General features: G+C 52.9%; 16 protein-coding genes. 11 read left to right on the forward strand and 5 right to left on the reverse strand.

Annotated elements, in window-relative coordinates; all coding sequences use genetic code 11:
* Nucleotides 1–13: 13 nt before the first annotated feature.
* From KO1_RS19285 to map, 5 genes are all read right to left on the reverse strand, one after another.
* Complete coding sequence (locus KO1_RS19285; protein WP_064407088.1) at nucleotides 14–2,992, reverse strand: putative mucin/carbohydrate-binding domain-containing protein; 2,979 nt, start codon at nucleotides 2,990–2,992, stop codon at nucleotides 14–16.
* A gap of 184 nt (nucleotides 2,993–3,176) precedes the next feature.
* Nucleotides 3,177–3,566: a DUF3461 family protein gene (locus KO1_RS19290; RefSeq protein WP_004098742.1), complete on the reverse strand. Its 390-nt coding sequence runs from the start codon at nucleotides 3,564–3,566 to the stop codon at nucleotides 3,177–3,179.
* 107 nt (nucleotides 3,567–3,673) lie between these two features.
* A complete protein-coding gene (gene dapD / locus KO1_RS19295; RefSeq protein ID WP_004107948.1) occupies nucleotides 3,674–4,498 on the reverse strand; it encodes a 2,3,4,5-tetrahydropyridine-2,6-dicarboxylate N-succinyltransferase in 825 nt (274 codons plus the stop codon).
* Between the two features lie 33 nt (nucleotides 4,499–4,531).
* Nucleotides 4,532–7,195, reverse strand: coding sequence for a bifunctional uridylyltransferase/uridylyl-removing protein GlnD (glnD, locus tag KO1_RS19300; protein WP_004107946.1), 2,664 nt, complete (start codon nucleotides 7,193–7,195; stop codon nucleotides 4,532–4,534).
* 119 nt (nucleotides 7,196–7,314) lie between these two features.
* Nucleotides 7,315–8,109, reverse strand: a complete 795-nt coding sequence (gene map, locus KO1_RS19305) for a type I methionyl aminopeptidase (RefSeq protein ID WP_004107944.1) — start codon at nucleotides 8,107–8,109, stop codon at nucleotides 7,315–7,317.
* A 323-nt stretch (nucleotides 8,110–8,432) separates the two neighbouring features.
* Here map and rpsB point away from each other — a divergent pair, with 323 nt between their 5' ends.
* From rpsB to lpxD, 11 genes are all read left to right on the forward strand, one after another.
* A complete protein-coding gene (gene rpsB, locus KO1_RS19310) occupies nucleotides 8,433–9,158 on the forward strand; it encodes a 30S ribosomal protein S2 (protein WP_003856207.1) in 726 nt (241 codons plus the stop codon).
* A gap of 119 nt (nucleotides 9,159–9,277) precedes the next feature.
* Entirely contained in the window at nucleotides 9,278–10,129 is an 852-nt protein-coding gene (tsf, locus tag KO1_RS19315; protein WP_004098746.1) for a translation elongation factor Ts, read from the forward strand.
* Nucleotides 10,130–10,275: 146 nt separating this feature from the next.
* Nucleotides 10,276–11,001: a UMP kinase gene (gene pyrH / locus KO1_RS19320; RefSeq protein ID WP_004098747.1), complete on the forward strand. Its 726-nt coding sequence runs from the start codon at nucleotides 10,276–10,278 to the stop codon at nucleotides 10,999–11,001.
* Nucleotides 11,002–11,207: 206 nt separating this feature from the next.
* Entirely contained in the window at nucleotides 11,208–11,765 is a 558-nt protein-coding gene (frr, locus tag KO1_RS19325) for a ribosome recycling factor (protein ID WP_004107940.1), read from the forward strand.
* A 225-nt stretch (nucleotides 11,766–11,990) separates the two neighbouring features.
* Nucleotides 11,991–13,190 (forward strand): 1-deoxy-D-xylulose-5-phosphate reductoisomerase, encoded by a 1,200-nt coding sequence (ispC, locus tag KO1_RS19330; RefSeq protein WP_016807402.1) that lies wholly within the window; start codon nucleotides 11,991–11,993, stop codon nucleotides 13,188–13,190.
* 242 nt (nucleotides 13,191–13,432) lie between these two features.
* Nucleotides 13,433–14,191 (forward strand): (2E,6E)-farnesyl-diphosphate-specific ditrans,polycis-undecaprenyl-diphosphate synthase, encoded by a 759-nt coding sequence (ispU, locus tag KO1_RS19335; protein ID WP_004107935.1) that lies wholly within the window; start codon nucleotides 13,433–13,435, stop codon nucleotides 14,189–14,191.
* 12 nt (nucleotides 14,192–14,203) lie between these two features.
* On the forward strand, nucleotides 14,204–15,061 hold the full coding sequence (gene cdsA, locus KO1_RS19340) for a phosphatidate cytidylyltransferase (RefSeq protein WP_004107933.1): 858 nt from the start codon (nucleotides 14,204–14,206) through the stop codon (nucleotides 15,059–15,061).
* A gap of 11 nt (nucleotides 15,062–15,072) precedes the next feature.
* On the forward strand, nucleotides 15,073–16,425 hold the full coding sequence (rseP, locus tag KO1_RS19345) for a sigma E protease regulator RseP (RefSeq protein WP_004107932.1): 1,353 nt from the start codon (nucleotides 15,073–15,075) through the stop codon (nucleotides 16,423–16,425).
* Between the two features lie 31 nt (nucleotides 16,426–16,456).
* Nucleotides 16,457–18,895, forward strand: a complete 2,439-nt coding sequence (gene bamA / locus KO1_RS19350; RefSeq protein WP_004107929.1) for an outer membrane protein assembly factor BamA — start codon at nucleotides 16,457–16,459, stop codon at nucleotides 18,893–18,895.
* 130 nt (nucleotides 18,896–19,025) lie between these two features.
* Nucleotides 19,026–19,511 (forward strand): molecular chaperone Skp, encoded by a 486-nt coding sequence (gene skp, locus KO1_RS19355; protein ID WP_004098757.1) that lies wholly within the window; start codon nucleotides 19,026–19,028, stop codon nucleotides 19,509–19,511.
* A gap of 3 nt (nucleotides 19,512–19,514) precedes the next feature.
* The gene (lpxD, locus tag KO1_RS19360; protein WP_004107927.1) at nucleotides 19,515–20,540 is read left to right on the forward strand and encodes a UDP-3-O-(3-hydroxymyristoyl)glucosamine N-acyltransferase; all 1,026 of its coding nucleotides are present in this window, start codon (nucleotides 19,515–19,517) and stop codon (nucleotides 20,538–20,540) included.
* The last annotated feature ends 87 nt before the right edge of the window (nucleotides 20,541–20,627 follow it).

Raw genomic sequence — 20,627 nt, forward strand, 5'->3', positions numbered from 1 at the left:
TGGGAATGGCGGATTACAGGCGCTGCAGTCCGCGGGTCGTGACTTGCCAGGAGACGGTATTAGGCTGTGCCCAGGAATGACCATTTAACGGATTGATGATGACGGAGCGATCTCCGGCTTCGGCATGAAAGACTTCGACGATATAGCCTTCATCGAGTATTGCCGTATCTATATAATCGCCAAGCTGCGATGAGCCTTTAATGGACTGGCGATAAACCACCGAGCCGCGCGTATTGTAGACATTTACCGTGGCATAGGTCGTCGTAAATTGCTTATTCGGCACCCCAGGGCTGGCGGTAAAGGTCAGCGCGCCGCCGCCAATATCCATCTCCATCGTCGCGAAACGGGTATTATTTTCGCCGAGCAGTTGCCAGGTGAAGAGATCGCCGTAAAGCTCTGTTGCCCCCTCCTCAGCATCAGGGGTTTCCTCATCCTGCTCCTCGGGTATAAGCGAACAGGTCGTCAGCCCATCCTTCACTACCCGCCAGCGGTTGTGTTGCTTCAGCGTAACTGCGCGATGAGTCGTATCATTGCAGGCGCTGGAGCGGAATGGCTCATCATGGAAAACCTCAATGATCATGTTTTCAGCGAGCGCGATAGTCTCGCTGTTAGCCAGGTTATTGGTCGCTCCGGCATAGCTGCGGTGATAAACCACCGTTTCGTCTGCTCCGGTTACCGTAATGCTGGCATAGGTATGGGAGACATAATACGGGTGCGGCGCGCCGGTACGCGTGGCGACCGTCATTGTGTGCTGCTGATTATCGATAACGATCTGGCAAAAATCTTTATTGCCTTGCCCTCTGAGATTGAGGGTAACGCTTTTGCCCGTCAGTTCGCCCGGTTCGCTATTATCCTGAGGCAGGACGTCGGCATACTCTTTGAGCAATTTGCTGCGCCGAGGCTCTTCCATACGAGAGAGCAGCAGCCAGAGATCGTTTTTACTTACGCTCTCTTCCTGCGCCAGCAGTGAAGGCTGGCTACGTATCGTCTGAGCGTTGTGTTCGAAAATAGCCTGTAAGTCATCCGCCGGATTATTGTCGAGGATAAAGTTATAAAGCCCATTATCATCAATGCGCATCAGCTGGAATTTCTCACCTGCGACCAGCGTTAAATATCCCGGAGAGGCTTTCAGCCGTCCCGGCTCGACGTGAGTAATATATAAGTGATAGTGAGGACCGAAGGGAATAATCTCCTTACCGGTGGCGCAGTTCGTGCCGTTCATTTTGCGCTCAAATACCTTTTCGCCGCTGGCGGAAAGGACGCATACGCCAGCATAGAGCGTATCGGGATAGTAGCTATGCGGCGTGGCGCTGATAACGTTTAGAATAAGTTGCTGATTTTCATAGTCGATATCAAGGCGCGCAAATGGCGCATCGCCAAGACCTAAAAAGCTCATCGTGACGTTACGCACGCTGGTATCGCTTTGTCGGGTGTAGTTGACGGTAGCCGTATTGATGCCTTCTTTGACGACGATATGGCTGATGTCCGGACGATATTTTTGTGAACGGCCTTTCGGTGGATCGATCTGGTAAATGCCGATGGGAAGGTCATTCAGGGTCAAGGTGTTATCATCGACTATCAGTGAATAACGCGTACCGCAATTATCCTTAATAGTCAGCGTCCGACCATAGATTTGATCCGGCTGGTCGATATTGAGCGTCAGCGATAGCGTACCTGTTTTACCTAAAGCCGCCAGTTCGCTGTTATCCACCAGCCAGACGAAAGAGTCCAGCCCCAGCTGGCGACGTGCGCTATCCCATTCATTTTGTGGCAGAAGAAGATATAGCGGATAAAGCGGTTTTGCCGCCAGCGTAGCGATATATTCCCGAGTGGCGTTTTCCAGGGGGAGACCGCCTAGCGCAATGAACGGAGTGACATCATACCCTGCGGCGGTAGCAATAGCGGTAGCCAGCATATCGGCAAGCTGGTGATCCGATGGCTGGAAGCCATTGCTATTGGCTAGTATACGATAGTTCTGGTTGAAGGCGCGGAAGGCTTTAGTTCCCGCTTTGAGCAGCATCAGCATCAGAAATTGCAGACGCGGACGCAGGCCCCAGCGGGCGACGGGCGTCTGGTCTTTAATACAGGTCATCAGCTGAACTTCCTGCACGGCCTGCTGACCATAGTCATAGAGCCAGCCATCAATATAGAGATGATCGTCCTGGCTCAGCGTGAGCTGCTGGTAGAAAGAAGCGTAAATGTTGTTCCACACTTCGTTGACGGGCAGCGTTGTGTCCTGCATAAATTTGCCCTGATAGCCGTGGCCAATCTCGTGCAGGATCACCCACTGTGTGGTGACGTTATCCAGCCAGCCTTCGCCGATGGTTGCGGAAGTATGCCCGCACCATCCGGTATCGTAATAAGCCGCACCGACGCCATGTTTATCGGCTCTTACAAAATAGCGGGTGGCAATATCCTGATTCAACGGAGAATCCGGCTTATCGCTTAACCCAGCCCAGTCGTTATAGCATTTAAAAAGGTGAGTGTAATAAGCGTGTAACGCGGGTAAGCCAGCTTTCATCGCATTATCGCGGTCGGCATAGGGCAGCAGCAGATTGATAACATCCAAATCAAGCAGCGCGAATGACGATCTATTTTTTTCCCAGTTAAGGAAAAATTCATCCTCAGATTGGCCCGCTTTCCAGCAGGGTAGGGGTTTAGTTGCCGCGGGTTGCTGATAGATGACGGTGAACTCGCAGGGCTGGTCGGTAAACAACGTATCGATAAAAGGGACGGTATCAACGGCTGCGCTGACCGTTTTCCAGCCGGTGGCCAGCGTACAGGTTTTTTCTGCCGCGGTATCATCGCAGAGCAGGCGCAGCGTCGCATTACCGTTACTCATATCCGGCTGGCGGATTTGCAGCACCGTATTGGCGGGCAGAATAAAGCCCAGCGGCTGACGATCGTGCTGGCGTCCTTTTTCAAAACCGGCATTATCCAGCCAGGGCGCAGATTGCAGGGTATAACATGTTTGTTCAATTTCCAGTGTCATCGTATGACCTCCTTTCAGGTGGAAACTGAACATACAGGTCCTTATTTTATTATGTAATTCATGTGGATAGAAAAATGAGATGAAATGAGATGAGAGACGAAAATCTGAGGTTCACTGAGTTTGCAGATGAGGCATGAGTGAGAGAAGAGAGGGAAACAGGGCCAGACTCTGGCCCGTATCAGGCTTATTTATTTCGCGTCAGTTTTTCCAGATCGGATTCAATTTCGCTGATCTTATTCGTGACAACGCTTTCCAGGTGACGCAGGTCGTCCAGGATCTTACGTTTCAGATCGATTTCGGTGCGATCGCGCTGACAGATTTGATCCAGCTCGTCGATGATATAGCGTAGGTTAGGGCTAATCTCCTGAACTTCTTTATAGCCCTGGCCCACGCCGTCGGCGACCACGGTTTTACGCTGACGCGGATATTTAAACTTGACGCTCTTGGCGAAGAACTCGCCTTTATCCTTCTGAAAGTAGATTTTCAGAATATCGTTATTGGCTTCCTGCCGCAGGCTATAGCGATCGATTTCATCAGGATTGGTAATACCAAGACTTTTCAGATTATCGTACATAACGGTACCTTTGATATCATCGTAATCTTTGAATAATTAACGAAAAAATCCATCTTCGCCAGCTCAATATATAAAAAAAGCGGGATGCCTCCCGCTTTTTATACTGCTTAGTCGATAGTACGCAGAAGTTCGTTGATTCCGACCTTGCCGCGGGTTTTGGCATCAACTTTCTTCACGATGACCGCGCAGTACAGGCTGTACTTGCCATCTTTCGACGGCAGGTTGCCGGAGACGACAACGGAGCCTGCCGGCACGCGGCCGTAGAACACTTCACCGGTTTCGCGATCGTAGATTTTGGTGCTCTGGCCGAGATAGACGCCCATGGAGATCACGGAACCCTCTTCAACGATCACGCCTTCAACCACTTCAGAACGCGCGCCGATAAAGCAGTTATCTTCGATAATAGTAGGGTTAGCCTGCAGCGGCTCCAGCACGCCGCCGATGCCGACGCCGCCGGACAGGTGAACGTTTTTACCGATCTGCGCGCAGGAGCCGACGGTCGCCCAGGTATCAACCATGGTACCTTCGTCAACGTATGCGCCGATGTTCACATAGGACGGCATCAGAACCGTGTTGCGAGCGATAAACGCCCCCTGGCGAACGGCCGCTGGCGGAACGACGCGGAAGCCTTCTTTCTGAAAGCGCGCTTCATCATAATCCGCGAACTTCATTGGGACTTTATCGAAGTAGCGGCTCTCCGCACCATCGATAACCTGGTTATCGTTAATACGGAAAGAGAGCAGAACCGCTTTCTTCAGCCATTGATGGGTGACCCACTGGCCGTCGACTTTTTCAGCGACACGCAGCGCGCCGGAATCAAGCAGAGAAATCACCTGGTTAACCGCTTCGCGGGTTACGGTATCCACGTTTGCCGGCGTGATGTCGGCGCGACGCTCAAAGGCGGACTCAATAACGTTCTGTAATTGCTGCATTGTTTACTCTTTCCATTTACTAAAAAAAATACGTTACCCTTTATCGTTTGGATTGAGGGCCTCTGTCAACCGTTGTTGCACTTCTTGCTGCAGCTCATTATTAAGGGCACGCCGGTCTGCGGTGGCGATTATAAATAAATCTTCTACTCGCTCACCAATTGTCGTAATTCGCGCGCCGTGGAGCGAAATTCCGAGGTCGGCAAACACCTGACCAACGCGCGCTAACAGACCCGGCTGATCGAGAGCAATCAGTTCCAGAAAAGATTTGCGGTCGGTATGCGTCGGCAGGAAATTAACCTCCGTTGGGACGGAGAAATGCCTCAGTTTTGCCGCCTGACGGCGGGGAGCCGGCGGCTGCCAGCTGCGCTGGGTGATGGTCTGTTCCAGGCCCACGCGGATCATTTCGTGCCTGTCGGCGGAAAGCGGACTTCCGTCCGGCTCAAGAACAATAAAGGTATCCATCGCCATACCGTCGCGGGTAGTAAAGATCTGCGCATCGTGAACGCTAAGATTACGTCGATCCAGCTCGCCGCAAACGGCGGCGAAGAGATAAGGGCGGTCCGGACTCCAGATAAAAATCTCGGTGCCGCCGCGCGAGGCGTGGGAACTGAGCAGGATCATCGGCTTACTAAGATCGTGCTGCAGCAGATTGCGCGCATGCCAGGCGAGCTGGTTTGGCGTATGGCGCACGAAGTAGTTTGCGCGACAGCGGTTCCATATTTGATGCAGCGCCTGTTCATTAATATTTTCCATTCGCAGCAGCGCCAGCGCCTGTAGCTGGTGGTGACGCACCCGCTCGCGCATATCCGGCGTATTTTGCATTCCCCGACGCAGCTGCTTTTCGGTGGCGAAATAGAGCTCGCGCAGCAGGCTTTGCTTCCAGCTATTCCACAGGTTTTCGTTGGTGGCGCAGATATCGGCAACGGTCAGGCAGACCAGATAGTGCAGACGATTCTCCGTCTGTACCTCTTCGGCAAACTGCTTGATCACTTCCGGATCCTGGATATCGCGGCGCTGGGCGGTGACCGACATCAGCAGATGATGGCGCACCAGCCAGGCGACCAGTTGGGTTTCGCGAGAGTTAAGACCGTGGAGCTCGGCGAATTTCAACACATCCTGCGCGCCGAGAATTGAATGGTCGCCGCCGCGCCCTTTGGCGATATCGTGGAAGAGGGCGGCGATAAAGATCAGCTCCGGATGCGTCAGGCGCGGCCACAGCTCAACGCACAGCGGGTGACGGCTGCGGATCTCTTCTTTGGCGAAGCTCTCCAGCTTGAGCAGTACGCGGATAGTGTGTTCATCGACGGTATAGGCGTGAAACAGGTCAAACTGCATCTGACCAACAATATGCGACCATTGCGGCATATAGGCCCACAGCACGCTATGGCGGTGCATCGGCAGCAGTCCCCGGCTAACCGCGCCCTGATGGCGCAGCATACTGAGGAACAGGGTCCGCGCTTCGGGAATATAGCAAAGCGGTTGCGTCAGATGGCGCCGGGCGTGGCGCAGATGGCGAAGCGTGGTGGAGTAGATACCGGTGATGCTGCTGTTGCGCACCATCATAAAGAACATGCGCAGAATCGCCTGCGGTTCGCGGATGAACAGCGTGTCGTCGCGCAGATCGATAAGCGTGCCGCGCAGTTGAAAATCATCATCAATCGGCCGCGGTTTCTCATCTTCGGTGAGCGCCAGAATCGCTTCTTCAAACAGCTGGATCAGCATTTGGTTCAGCTCGCTGACCCGACGAGTGACGCGGAAGAAATCCTTCATCATATGTTCGATCGGCTGGTTGCCTTCGCCTTCATAGCGCAGGCGACGGGCGACGCTGAATTGCCTGTCGAACAGCAGGCGGTTATCGTAGCGGTTGAGCTCAAGATGAAGCGCAAAACGAATCCGCCACAGCTGATGCAGGCATTCATTAAGCTCGTTGCGCTCGGCTTCGGTCAGGAAGCCGAAACCGACCATTTCATCAAGCGAGGTGGCGCCGAAATGGCGGCGCGCGATCCACTGCAGAGTATGAATATCGCGCAGGCCGCCGGGGCTGCTTTTCACATCCGGCTCCAGGTTATAGCTGGTTCCGTGATAGCGCTGATGGCGGACATTCTGTTCTTCAACTTTTGCCGCAAAGAATTTTTCCGATGGCCAGAAGCCGTCGCTGAAGATGTGTTTTTGCAGTTCAAGGAACAGCGCGACGTCGCCTATAAGCAGACGCGATTCGATCAAGTTGGTGGCGACGCTGAGGTCTGATAGCCCCTCAAGCAGGCACTCTTCGAGGGTGCGCACGCTGTGGCCAACTTCCAGTTTAATATCCCACAGCAGCGTCAGCAGCTCGCCGACCTTCTGGGCCTGCTCATCGGGCAGCTTTTTACGACTCAGGATAAGCAGATCGATATCTGACAGCGGGTGGAGTTCGCCGCGACCGTAACCGCCGACGGCGACCAGCGCGATGTCGTTAATTGACCCGAAACCGTACTCAATCCACAGCCGCTGGAGCAGCTGATCGATAAATTCGGTCCGCGCCTCAATCAACTTCTCTGCGACGATGCCCTGGTCAAAAGCCTCGCCCAGCCAGCGCTGGAAAGCGTCGATATGCGCCTTGATAGCCGCGCAGTTGAAATCACTCTGCGGCCAGCGGCCCGGATTAGCGGGCTGTCCGGCCAGGGAAGGGGAGACAGTATCAGATAAAGAGTTGCTCATCGCGCCACCATAAGAAAAAACTATCGCCCATAAAAAATCGCCGGGAGCGATTTTTAACGTCGCTTGCGGCGGCCCTTAGGGTGCTCGTCATAAAAAAGCCGGCTGGCGCCGGCTTTTCATCAATCGTTGTGCGAGATTATCGCCGGGATGGTGTCATCCTTGCGTAACGTCAGTATTTCACAGCCGTTGTCTGTCACCACAATAGTATGCTCATACTGCGCAGACAAGCTCCGGTCTTTGGTTTTTACCGTCCAGCCGTCTTTCATGCTGCGGATCTCTTTTTTGCCGGCGTTGACCATCGGCTCAATGGTAAAGGTCATGCCTGGCTTGAGCACCACGTTGGTTTCCGGAGAATCGTAGTGCAACACCTGCGGCTCTTCATGAAAACCGCGGCCGATACCGTGTCCGCAATACTCGCGCACCACGGAGAAACCTTCGGCTTCAACGTATTTCTGAATAGCTGCGCCGATGGTGCGCAGATTGATTCCCGGTTTGACCATTTTGAGGGCCAGATAGAGGCTTTCCTGGGTAATGCGGCACAGGCGCTCGCCAAGAATAGTCGGCTTGCCGACGATAAACATCTTTGACGTATCGCCGTGGAAATCATCTTTAATGACGGTGACGTCAATGTTGACGATATCGCCATCTTTCAGCAGCTTGCCGTCGTCCGGGATCCCGTGGCACACCACTTCATTAATAGAGATGCAGACGGATTTGGGAAAACCGTGGTAGCCCAGGCAGGCAGAAACGGCTTTTTGCTCGTTAACGATGTAATCGTTGCAGATGCGGTCCAGTTCGCCGGTGCTGACGCCCGGTTTCACGTAGGGCTCGATCATTTCCAGCACTTCAGCGGCCAGGCGGCCGGCAACGCGCATTTTTTCGATGTCTTCAGATGTCTTGATAGAAATAGCCATGGATTGTGTCCAGCAGTGTCGATTTTTTCGACAATAATAGATTATGTCTGAACAATGTTAACAGTCCGGGCGTCCTGCTGCCAAATTGAGAATCATTAACAGCACGCGACGTCAACAACAGTTGGTGTCCGGTCCTGTTTTGTGATATAAAGCGCGCCGGACTTCTGTTCCATTCTCAGATACACAAGATGGACTGAAGCGACAAATCTCACTTTGTGTAACAACACACACGTATCGGCACATATTCCGGGGTGCCCTTTGGGGTCGGTAATATGGGATACGTGGAGGCATAACCCCAACTTTTATCTATAGAGGTTTTAAACATGGCAACTGTTTCCATGCGCGACATGCTCAAGGCTGGTGTTCACTTTGGTCACCAGACCCGTTACTGGAACCCGAAAATGAAGCCTTTCATCTTCGGCGCGCGTAACAAAGTTCACATCATCAACCTTGAGAAAACTGTACCGATGTTCAACGAAGCGCTGGCTGAACTGAACAAGATCTCTTCTCGTAAAGGTAAAATCCTTTTCGTTGGTACTAAGCGCGCTGCAAGCGAAGCGGTAAAAGACGCTGCTAACAGCTGCGACCAGTTCTTCGTGAACCATCGCTGGCTGGGCGGTATGCTGACTAACTGGAAAACCGTTCGTCAGTCTATCAAACGTCTGAAAGACCTGGAAACTCAGTCCCAGGACGGTACTTTCGACAAGCTGACCAAGAAAGAAGCGCTGATGCGCACTCGTGAGCTGGACAAGCTGGAAAACAGCCTGGGCGGTATCAAAGACATGGGCGGCCTGCCGGACGCGCTGTTCGTTATCGACGCTGACCACGAGCACATCGCAATCAAAGAAGCAAACAACCTGGGTATTCCGGTATTTGCTATCGTTGATACTAACTCCGATCCGGACGGCGTTGACTTCGTTATCCCGGGTAACGACGACGCAATCCGTGCAGTTAGCCTGTACCTGAGCGCTGTTGCTGCTACCGTTCGTGAAGGCCGTTCTCAGGATCTGGCTTCTCAGGCGGAAGAAAGCTTCGTAGAAGCTGAATAATAAGGCATACCCTTATTTAGTACCGTGTATAAATAGGGGCCTCTTAGCGGCCCCTTTTTCACTTTCAAATCTGTCTGGTTCCTGGAACCGGGCAGATCACATCTCCCGAGGATTAAAGAATGGCTGAAATTACCGCATCCCTGGTAAAAGAGCTGCGCGAGCGTACTGGCGCAGGCATGATGGATTGCAAAAAAGCGCTGACTGAAGCGAACGGCGACATCGAGCTGGCAATCGAAAACATGCGTAAATCCGGTGCTATTAAAGCAGCGAAAAAAGCAGGCAACGTTGCAGCTGACGGCGTCATCATTACCAAAATCGATGGCACCTACGGCATCATTCTGGAAGTTAACTGCCAGACTGACTTCGTTGCTAAAGATGGTGGCTTCCAGGCATTTGCTAACAAAGTTCTGGATGCTGCAGTTGCTGGCAAAATCACCGACGTTGAAGTTCTGAAAGCACAGTTCGAAGAAGAACGCGTTGCGCTGGTTGCTAAAATCGGTGAGAACATCAACATCCGTCGCGTGTCTTCCCTGGAAGGCGAAGTACTGGGTTCTTACCAGCACGGCGCGCGTATCGGTGTTCTGGTTGCTGCTAAAGGCGCGAGCGAAGAGCTGGTTAAACAGCTGGCTATGCACATCGCTGCAAGCAAGCCTGAATTCGTTAAGCCGGAAGACGTTTCCGCTGAAGTGGTAGAAAAAGAGTACCAGGTTCAGCTGGATATCGCCATGCAGTCTGGCAAGCCGAAAGAAATCGCAGAGAAAATGGTTGAAGGCCGCATGAAGAAATTCACCGGCGAAGTTTCTCTGACCGGTCAGCCGTTCGTTATGGATCCGAGCAAATCTGTTGCTCAGCTGCTGAAAGAGCATAACGCTGACGTGACTGGCTTCATCCGCTTTGAAGTGGGCGAAGGCATTGAGAAAGTTGAGACTGACTTTGCAGCAGAAGTTGCTGCGATGTCCAAGCAGTCTTAATTTTCAAAAGGAGCCGCCTGAGGGCGGCTTCTTTTTGCGCCTAATGTGTAAATTCAGCCAACCGCTATAGTGGGCACGCTGAAAAGCGACGTACAATGTCGCCGGAATTAACTCATCTCATTCGTTGACAGTCTCAGGAAAGAAACATGGCTACCAATGCAAAACCCGTCTACAAACGTATTCTGCTTAAGTTAAGTGGCGAAGCTCTGCAAGGCTCAGAAGGCTTCGGTATTGATGCGAGCATACTTGACCGCATGGCTCAGGAAATTAAAGAACTGGTTGAGCTGGGTATTCAGGTTGGCGTAGTGATTGGTGGCGGTAACCTTTTCCGTGGTGCTGGTCTGGCGAAAGCAGGTATGAACCGCGTTGTGGGCGACCACATGGGCATGCTGGCAACGGTCATGAACGGCCTTGCAATGCGTGATGCACTTCATCGCGCCTATGTGAACGCCCGCCTGATGTCAGCGATTCCGCTGAATGGCGTGTGTGATAACTACAGCTGGGCAGAAGCAATTAGCCTGCTGCGTAACAACCGCGTAGTGATTCTTTCCGCGGGTACCGGTAACCCATTCTTTACTACCGATTCCGCTGCCTGCCTGCGCGGTATTGAAATTGAAGCCGATGTGGTGCTGAAAGCGACCAAAGTCGACGGGGTCTTTACCGCCGATCCGGCCAAGGATCCTTCTGCAACCATGTACGATCAGCTGACCTACAGCGAAGTGCTGGATAAAGAGCTGAAAGTGATGGATCTTGCTGCCTTTACCCTGGCCCGCGACCACAAATTGCCGATTCGCGTATTCAATATGAATAAGCCTGGCGCGCTGCGTCGCGTGGTGATGGGCGAAAAAGAAGGCACATTAATTACGGAGTAATTCCCGTCGGCGCCAAATACGGGTAATATTCGGCCTTACTTTTTCGGGTTTTTGACCCGATGGTTTTCAACATGCTCGGTGGACGGAATGCTGCGGCTGATTCCTCAGCCTGAAGGACGCTGAGCATAAACATGACTATACTTAGCTCACTTTTGCAGTGGGCGACCGTCTGGTCTGTCTGAGACAAGTTTTCAAGGATTCGTAACGTGATTAGCGATATCAGAAAAGATGCTGAAGTACGCATGGAGAAATGCGTCGAAGCGTTCAAAACCCAAATCAGCAAAATACGCACGGGTCGTGCTTCTCCCAGCCTGCTGGATGGCATTATCGTGGAATACTACGGCACGCCGACCCCGCTGCGCCAGCTGGCTAGCGTAACGGTAGAAGACTCCCGCACGCTGAAGATCAACGTTTTCGATCGCTCTATGAGCCCGGCCGTTGAAAAAGCGATTATGGCTTCCGACCTCGGTCTGAACCCAAGCTCCGCGGGAAGCGATATCCGCGTTCCGCTGCCGCCGCTGACCGAAGAACGTCGTAAAGATCTGACCAAAATCGTGCGTGGTGAAGCTGAACAGGCGCGCGTTGCCGTACGTAACGTTCGTCGCGATGCCAACGACAAAGTAAAAGCACTGCTGAAAGAGAAAGAGATCAGCGAAGATGACGATCGCCGTTCTCAGGAAGATGTGCAGAAAATGACTGATGCTGCTATCAAAAAAGTTGATGCGGCGCTGGCGGATAAAGAAGCGGAACTGATGCAGTTCTGATTCTCTGCCGACACGCGGGTCTGACTATCGACCTGCGTAAAATCTGAAACGCCGTACAGGAGACCGTACGCTCAATTTTCGGGATTGCGTTCAGACGGCTGGCCTTGTAGCCTTTGGCACCATGTCAAAGGCGCTGCGCCTCCGCTCTGCCATCCGATCATTGATGCACAAGGGTTTGCTGGCGGCGTTTTGCTTTTAATCCTGTCTACCTTTTCTGGACGCCTCATGAAGCAATTAACCGTTCTCGGTTCGACCGGTTCTATCGGCTGCAGCACGCTGGACGTGGTGCGCCATAATCCAGATAGTTTTTCTGTCACTGCGCTGGTCGCCGGGAAAAATGTCGACCGTATGGTTGAACAATGTCTGGAATTCACCCCTCGTTACGCGGTAATGGATGATGCGCGCAGCGCTGAACTGCTGCGGTCAAAACTGCGCGAGCAGGGTAGCCGGACTGAGGTCATGAGCGGCCAGCAGGCTGCCGCGGAAGTGGCAGCGCTCGACGACGTTGACCAGGTCATGGCGGCGATTGTCGGCGCAGCGGGCCTGGTACCGACGCTTTCAGCTATTCGCGCGAGTAAAACGGTGCTGCTGGCGAACAAAGAGTCGCTGGTGACCTGCGGCCGTCTGTTTATGGAGGCCGTGCAGAGATACGGAGCGCGTTTGTTACCGGTAGATAGCGAGCACAATGCGATTTTTCAGAGTATGCCGGAAACAGTTCAACAGGATCTGGGGTACGCTGATTTAACCCAAAACGGCGTGTCGTCGATTCTGCTAACGGGCTCCGGTGGTCCTTTCCGCGAAACGGCGATTTCGGAACTGGCGGCGATGACCCCCGATCGGGCATGTAAGCATCCAAACTGGTCCATGGGGCGCAAGATTTCTGTCGACTCCGCCACCATGATGAACAAGGGGCTGGAGTATATCGAAGCCCGCTGGTTGTTTAATGCATCTGCGCAGCAGATGGAAGTTCTGATTCATCCGCAATCGGTGATTCATTCGATGGTGCGCTATCAGGATGGCAGCGTGCTGGCGCAGCTCGGCGAGCCGGATATGCGGACGCCGATCGCCCATACGATGGGCTGGCCAAAGCGTCTCAACTCAGGAGCAAAACCGTTGGATTTTTGTCAACTGAGCAACCTGAGCTTCTCCGCGCCGGACTATGCGCGTTATCCCTGCCTGAAGCTGGCAATGGACGCGTTTGATGTGGGGCAGGCGGCGACAACCGCGCTGAATGCGGCAAACGAAGTCTCGGTCGCGGCATTCCTCAACGGTGATATTCGCTTTACCGATATTGCGGCAATCAATCAGTCGGTCTTGGATCAACAGACGCTAAATGAACCGCAAAGTATTGATGAAGTACTGGCTATTGACGCTATGGCCCGGGCAAGCGCAGGTCGGCTGCTAGCGGCGCAGCGCAAATTCTGATACTCGTTGTGATATTTGTGGGCGCATGGCTTCGGTGATATAGTCTGCGCCATCCGATCGTTGCATTTTGGTGTGAAAGATTACGGTGGCCGTGGCAAGACACGGCTTTTTTGCGTAAAGCTTTTGGTTGTTCTCTGCGATTGGCCGTAGCTCCGGCACCGGATAAAAATGCGTATCCAGCGCTGACCGGTGGCCCGTGTTTAGTAGCTTAGCTAATCCTTATTATGGACTTAAAACGCGTTATGTTGTCTGCTAATCAAACTGTCAGCGAAATGTTGCCTGCGCATGGCTGTCGTCATGTCGCCATTATTATGGACGGCAACGGTCGCTGGGCTAAACGGCAAGGAAAAATCCGCGCCTTTGGCCATAAAGCCGGCGCGAAGTCTGTTCGTCGCGCCGTCTCATTCGCGGCTAATAATGGTATTGAAGCGTTGACGTTATACGCGTTCAGCAGTGAAAACTGGAATCGCCCGGCGCAGGAAGTCAGCGCGCTGATGGAGCTGTTTGTCTGGGCACTGGATAGCGAAGTAAAAAGTCTGCACAGGCACAATGTGCGCCTGCGTATCATCGGCGAGACCACGCGATTCAATGCGCGTTTACAGGAACGTATTCGCAAAGCGGAAGCGCTTACTGAGAACAACACCGGTTTGACTCTGAACATTGCCGCCAATTACGGCGGCCGCTGGGATATCGTTCAGGGCGTTCGTCATCTGGCCAAACAGGTACAAGACGGGTTACTCCAGCCCGAACAAATCACGGAAGAGATGCTGAGCCAGCAGGTGTGCATGCATGAACTGGCTCCCGTAGATTTAGTTATTAGGACCGGGGGAGAGCACCGCATTAGTAACTTTTTGATTTGGCAAATTGCCTATGCCGAACTTTACTTTACGGATGTTCTTTGGCCCGATTTCGCTGAACAGGACTTTGAAGGTGCACTCCATGCCTTTGTTAATCGAGAGCGTCGTTTCGGCGGCACTGAGCCGGGTGGCAGCAATGCCTGATGGGGGTCACTTTTGCTGAAGTATCGCCTGATTTCTGCTTTCGTCTTAATCCCCGTCGTTATTGCGGCGCTTTTTCTATTGCCGCCTGCGGGCTTTGCCATCGTCACGCTGGTAGTCTGTATGCTCGCCGCGTGGGAGTGGGGGCAATTTAGCGGTTTCACTTCAACGACGCAGCGAGTCTGGCTGTCGGTGCTTTGCGGTCTGCTGCTGGCGCTGATGCTATTCCTGATGCCGGAATACCATTATGACGTTCATCAACCGCTGGTTGAGGGAGCGCTGTGGGCATCATTCGGCTGGTGGATAGTCGCGCTGCTTCTGGTTCTGACTTACCCCGCTTCTGCGGCCTTCTGGCGCAATTCAAAAACGCTCCGTCTGATATTCGGCATCCTGACCATTGTCCCGTTTTTTTGGGGCATGCTGGCGCTGCGAGCGTGGCATTACGCCGACGATCATTACAGCGGTGCGCTGTGGTTACTTTACGTGATGATTCTGGTCTGGGGCGCTGATTCCGGCGCCTATATGTTCGGGAAAATGTTCGGTAAGCATAAGCTGGCGCCGAAGGTTTCTCCGGGTAAAACCTGGCAGGGTTTTTTCGGCGGGCTGTTAACGGCTGCGGTTATCTCCTGGGCTTACGGCTGGTGGGCCCATCTGGACGTGACGCCGACGGTCCTGCTGGTGTGTTCGGTTGTGGCGGCCCTGGCCTCGGTACTGGGCGATCTGACCGAAAGCATGTTTAAACGCGAAGCTGGCATCAAAGATAGCGGAAATCTGATTCCCGGACACGGCGGTATCCTCGATCGTATCGATAGCCTGACGGCTGCGGTACCTGTGTTTGCTTGTCTACTCTTGTTGGTTTTCAGGACGATTTGACGGAAGGTTTTATGCTGAGCGTTCTCTGGAATTTGGCTGCTTTTATTATTGCGTTGGGCGTGCTGATCACCGTCCATGAATTTGGCCATTTCTGGGTAGCTCGCCGCTGCGGTATCCGCGTTGAGCGTTTTTCTATTGGCTTTGGCAAAGCGCTGTGGCGCCGTTTTGATAAGCAGGGAACGGAATTTATTATCGCCCTTATCCCATTGGGCGGTTATGTCAAAATGCTCGATGAGCGCGTTGAGCCGGTGGCGCCCGAGATGCGCCACTGCGCGTTCAACAACAAAACCGTGGGTCAGCGTGCCGCGGTAATTGCCGCAGGGCCGATTGCCAACTTCCTTTTTGCCATTTTTGCCTGGTGGCTGGTCTTTATCATCGGTGTTCCCGGCGTGCGACCAGTCGTTGCCGATATCGCTCCTGACTCTATTGCCGCGCAAGCACAAATTGCAAAAGGAATGGAACTTAAAGCGATAGATGGCATCGAAACGCCTGATTGGGATGCAGTACGTATGGCGCTGGTGGCAAAGATTGGCGATCGGCAAACAATAGTTACCGTCGCCCCTTTCGGGACCAATCAACGCCAGGATAAAATCCTCGATCTGCAGCGTTGGGCGTTTGAGCCGGATAAACAAGATCCGGTTGCTTCGTTAGGCATTCAGCCCCGCAGCGCGCAGATTGATACCGTTCTGGCTGAAGTACAATCTAACTCGGCGGCGCAGAAGGCGGGTTTGCAAGCGGGCGACAGGATCGTTAAAGTCGATGGTCAACCGTTAACGCAGTGGATGACGTTTGTTAATCTGGTGCGTGATAATCCGGGTAAGGCGTTAGTTCTGGACATCGAGCGGCAGGGTAGCCCCCTGTCGGTAACCTTGACGCCGGATACGAAGTCTACCAAAGGTAAAGCTGAGGGGTTTGCAGGGGTCGTACCTAAGGTCATCCCGCTGCCTGATGAATATAAGACAGTGCGTCAGTACGGGCCGTTTGCCGCCATCGCTGAAGCCACGGATAAAACCTGGCAGCTGATGTCGTTAACGGTCAAGATGCTGGGCAAATTGATAACCGGTGATGTCAAACTGAACAACCTCAGCGGGCCGATTTCTATCGCCCAGGGGGCTGGGATGTCAGCGGAGTTTGGGCTGATTTATTATCTGATGTTTCTTGCGCTCATCAGCGTGAACCTCGGAATAATCAACCTGTTCCCGCTTCCCGTTCTTGACGGGGGACATCTGCTGTTTTTGGCGATTGAAAAGCTGAAAGGCGGACCGGTATCCGAGCGAGTTCAAGACTTTAGTTATCGCATTGGCTCAATATTGCTGGTGCTGTTAATGGGGCTTGCACTTTTCAATGATTTCTCTCGGTTGTAAGAGAGTTTGTTAGGAAGAACGCATAATAACGATGGCGATGAAAAAGTTGCTCATAGCGTCGCTGCTGTTTAGCAGCGCAACCGTATACGGTGCTGACGGGTTCGTGGTGAAGGACATTCATTTCGAAGGCCTTCAGCGTGTCGCTGTTGGTGCGGCCCTCCTCAGTATGCCAGTGCGTCCTGGCGATACCGTAACCGATGATGATATCAGTAATACCATCCGTGCCCTGTTTGCCACCGGCAACTTTGAGGACGTTCGCGTTCTGCGCGATGGTGATACCCTGCTGGTGCAGGTGAAAGAGCGTCCAACGATTGCCAGCATCACTTTCTCCGGCAACAAGTCGGTTAAAGATGACATGCTCAAGCAAAACCTTGAGGCATCCGGCGTACGCGTAGGGGAATCTCTCGATCGCACCACGCTTGCTGATATCGAAAAGGGGCTGGAGGATTTCTACTATAGCGTCGGTAAGTATAGCGCCAGCGTTAAAGCTGTCGTGACGCCGCTGCCGCGTAACCGTGTCGACCTGAAACTGGTATTCCAGGAAGGCGTCTCAGCGAAAATCCAGCAGATCAATATCGTCGGCAATCATGCATTCAGCACCGATGAACTGATTTCTACCTTCCAGCTGCGCGATGAAGTGCCGTGGTGGAACGTGGTCGGCGATCGCAAATATCAGAAACAGAAGCTGGCGGGAGATCTCGAAACGCTGCGCAGCTACTATCTGGATCGCGGCTATGCTCGTTTCAACATTGACTCCACGCAGGTTAGCCTGACGCCGGATAAAAAAGGGATCTACATCACCATCAACATTACCGAAGGCGATCAGTACAAGCTTTCTGGCGTGCAGGTGACGGGAGACCTGGCAGGGCATTCGGCAGAAATCGAAGCGCTGACTAAAGTTGAACCGGGTGAGCTGTATAACGGCACCAAAGTGACCAAAATGGAGAATGACATTAAGAAACTCCTCGGTCGCTACGGTTACGCCTATCCGCGCGTTCAGTCCCAGCCGGAAATCAACGATAGTGATAAGACCGTGAAGCTGCACGTAAACGTCGATGCGGGTAACCGCTACTACGTGCGTAAAATTCGCTTCGAAGGCAACGATACCTCGAAAGATGCCGTTCTGCGTCGCGAAATGCGTCAGATGGAAGGTGCCTGGCTGGGCAGCGACCTGGTCGACCAGGGGAAAGATCGTCTGAATCGTCTGGGCTACTTTGAAACGGTTGATACCGATACGCAGCGCGTGCCGGGCAGCCCGGATCAGGTTGACGTGGTCTATAAAGTTAAAGAACGCAATACCGGTAGCTTTAACTTTGGCGTGGGTTACGGTACGGAAAGCGGCGTAAGCTTCCAGGCCGGCGTTCAGCAGGATAACTGGCTCGGTACCGGCTATTCTGTGGGAATTAACGGCACCAAAAACGATTACCAGACCTATACTGAACTGTCGGTGACGAACCCGTACTTTACCGTGGATGGCGTCAGCCTCGGCGGTCGTGTTTTCTATAACGACTTCGATGCTAACGATGCGGATCTGTCTGACTATACCAACAAGAGCTATGGTACAGATATTACGCTGGGCTTCCCGGTCAACGAGTACAATTCGCTGCGCGCGGGTCTCGGCTATGTGCATAACAAGCTGTCCAATATGCAGCCTCAGGTTGCTATGTGGCGTTATCTGAACTCAATGGGCCAAACGCCGAATGATACGAACGACCGAAACTCGTTCAGCGCTGACGACTTCACCTTCAACTACGGCTGGACGTATAACAAGCTCGACCGGGGCTTCTTCCCGACCGAAGGTTCACGCGTCAACCTGAACGGTAAAGTGACGATTCCGGGTTCGGATAACGAATACTACAAAGCGACGCTGGATACCGCGACCTATGTACCGATCGACGACGATCATAAGTGGGTGGTATTAGGTCGAACCAGATGGGGTTATGGTGACGGTATTGGTAGTAAAGAAATGCCGTTCTATGAGAACTTCTATGCCGGTGGTTCAAGTACCGTGCGTGGCTTCCAGTCCAACACTATCGGTCCGAAGGCTGTTTATAAACCAGCCAGCAGCCGCCATGATGGTGATGATGGATACGATAACGAATGCGATTCTAACTCCGCAGGTCTATGTAAGTCTGATGATGCGGTGGGCGGTAACGCCATGGCGGTGGCCAGCCTTGAGCTGATTACTCCAACGCCGTTTATCAGCGATAAATATGCGAATTCGGTCCGTACTTCCTTCTTCTGGGATATGGGCACCGTGTGGGATACAAACTGGCAGAATACGGCGGATACGAGAGCCGCTGGTGTTCCTGACTATAGCGATCCGAACAACATTCGTATGTCTGCGGGTATCGCAGTGCAGTGGATGTCGCCGTTAGGACCGTTGGTATTCTCCTACGCTCAGCCGTTTAAAAAGTACGATGGAGACAAAGCTGAACAGTTCCAGTTTAACATCGGTAAAACATGGTAATTGTGTTGGCTACAATGGAATGTAAGTGCAGTTGCAGTATAGCGCTGACTATTGGCGATAACTGAGGTTATCGCCTGGCCACGCAAATAACGGTACCCCTGGGTACTCATGGGATGGTAAGGAGTTAATTGTGAAAAAGTGGTTATTAGCTGCAGGTCTGGGTTTAGCAATGGTAACTTCCGCTCAGGCGGCAGATAAGATTGCAATGGTTAACATGAACAGCCTGTTCCAGCAGGTTGCCCAGAAAACAGGCGTTTCTAACACGCTGGAAAACGAGTTTAAAGGCCGCGCGAGCGAGCTGCAGCGTATGGAAGGCGACCTGCAGTCTAAAATGCAGCGTCTGCAGTCCATGAAAGCGGGCTCTGACCGTACCAAACTGGAAAAAGACGTGATGGCTCAGCGCCAGACTTTCTCCCAGAAAGCGCAGTCTTTTGAACAGGATCGTGCACGTCGTTCTAACGAAGAGCGCGGCAAGCTGGTGACTCGTATCCAGAGCGCTGTGCAGAGCGTCGCTAAAGATCAGAGCATCGATCTGGTTGTTGACTCTAATGCCGTTGCATACAACAGCAGCGATGTAAAAGACATCACCGCTGATGTGCTGAAACAGGTTAAATAAGTAATGCCTTCAATTCGACTGGCTGATTTAGCCCAGCAGTTGGATGCAGAATTACACGGTGATGGCGATATCGTCATCACCGGCGTTGCGTCCATGCAGTCCGCGAAAGCGGGCCATATTACTTTCATGGTAAATCCTAAGTACCGTGAACACCTGGCCGCTTGCCAGGCATCTGCCGTCGTGATGACGCAGGATGATTTGCCTTTTGCCCACAGCGCCGCGCTGGTAGTGCGTAATCCCTACCTGACCTACGCGCGCATGGCTCAAATTCTTGATACCACGCCGCAGCCGGCGCAGGATATCGCGCCGAGCGCGGTCATCGATGCCACGGCGAAGCTGGGTACTCACGTAGCGATTGGCCCGAATGCCGTTATCGAGTCGGGTGTTATCCTCGGTGATAACGTGGTTATCGGCGCCGGTTGCTTCGTTGGGAAAAATACGAAAATAGGTGCCGGCTCGCGTTTATGGGCCAACGTCACCGTTTACCACGACATTGAGATCGGCGAGAATTGCCTGATTCAGTCCAGCACGGTGATTGGCGCAGATGGCTTCGGCTACGCGAACGATCGCGGCAACTGGGTTAAGATCCCGCAGCTGGGTCGCGTCATTATCGGCGATCGCGTGGAGATAGGCGCTTGTACGACCATCGATCGCGGTGCGCTGGACGACACCGTCATTGGTAACGGCGTGATTATTGATAACCAGTGTCAGATTGCGCACAACGTGGTAATTGGCGACAACACCGCAGTTGCTGGTGGCGTGATTATGGCGGGCAGCCTCAAGATTGGCCGCTACTGCATGATCGGCGGAGCCAGCGTGATCAACGGCCACATGGAAATCTGCGATAAAGTCACCGTCACGGGTATGGGGATGGTTATGCGACCGATCACCGAGCCAGGCGTTTACTCTTCAGGTATCCCGCTGCAGCCGAATAAGGTCTGGCGCAAGACCGCTGCGCTGGTACTGAATATTGATGATATGAGCAAGCGTCTCAAAGCCATTGAGCGCAAGGTTAATCAACAAGATTAGTGCTTCTCCAGCCACATTTAAATTTTCGGCCTGTTGCATTCATGAGATTGCCGCAGGCCGTGTTATTATTGCCTTTTAGTATATTTA

The sequence above is a fragment of the Klebsiella oxytoca NBRC 105695 genome (genome assembly GCF_001598695.1).
GTDB classification, from domain to species: Bacteria; Pseudomonadota; Gammaproteobacteria; order Enterobacterales; family Enterobacteriaceae; genus Klebsiella; species Klebsiella oxytoca.